The sequence below is a fragment of the Mycobacterium sp. NGS40 genome (assembly GCF_059812735.1).
The window spans coordinates 1-849 of record NZ_JCALDG010000105.1 but is presented as its reverse complement, the minus strand read 5'-3'; the positions used below and the strand labels follow the sequence as shown (position 1 = coordinate 849).

Annotated in this window: 1 protein-coding gene; it reads left to right on the top strand. The window is 65.7% G+C overall.

The window, feature by feature from the left end; genetic code table 11:
• Positions 1-203 precede the first annotated feature (203 nt).
• On the top strand, positions 204-849 hold a 646-nt coding region (locus AC5Y5O_RS32125; RefSeq protein WP_500028760.1), incomplete at its 3' end, for a pyridoxal phosphate-dependent decarboxylase family protein.

The following is an 849-nucleotide window of genomic DNA, read 5'->3' as shown; positions in this document are numbered from 1 at the left end:
CGTAGTGCGAGCTACTGCCGAGACTGTACGCGTCCAACTCGTAGTTCGAGGACACTCAGATAGCGTGAAACGGTTGGACGCCAAGGATTTAACACGTCGTCGAGAATGGCGCGGGCGAGCGTAGATATTCGGCTGATTGTGGCTTTCGCGCGTAGCTCGCATATCTTGCTCTAACTGACGCGCCCGCGGCAACGCAGACCAGCATTGCGAGCCACATCGAGCGTCGGCTTTGTCACCGGGGGTCAAGGCGCCAACGCCACCTGCCTGGCCGCAGCCCGCCACGCGATGCTGGCCCGGGCCGGCTGGGACGTGGAAAAGGTGCGCTCATCGGCGCACCGCCGCTACGCATCCTGTGCGGTGAGCACGCTAACCCCGCCATCGACACCGCCCTGCGCCTGCTCGGTCTGGGTGCCAACACACCCCTCCGCATCGGCACCGACGACCAGGGCCGGACGAAACCCGAGGCACTCGTCGACGCGCTCGCCCAGGCAGAGGAACCCACGATCGTGTGCGCCCAGGCCGGAAACGTAGCCACTGGCGCATTCGATGCCTTCGAACCGATCGCCGACGCCTGCACCACCCACAACGCCTGGCTACACATCGACGGGGCATTCGGCCCGTGGGCAGCTGCTGCACGGGCCACCCAACACCTCACCCGCTGTGTCCAGCGCGCCGACTCTTGGGCCGTTGACGCCCACAAATGGCTCAACGTGCCCCATGACGCGGGGATGGCCATCGTTGCCGACGCTGAGGCGCACGTCGCCGCCATGCGATTGGCGGACGGGCGCTACTACGTGATCGATTCCGGTCAGCGTGACAACACCAACTACGTGGCCGAAAGCTCCCGCC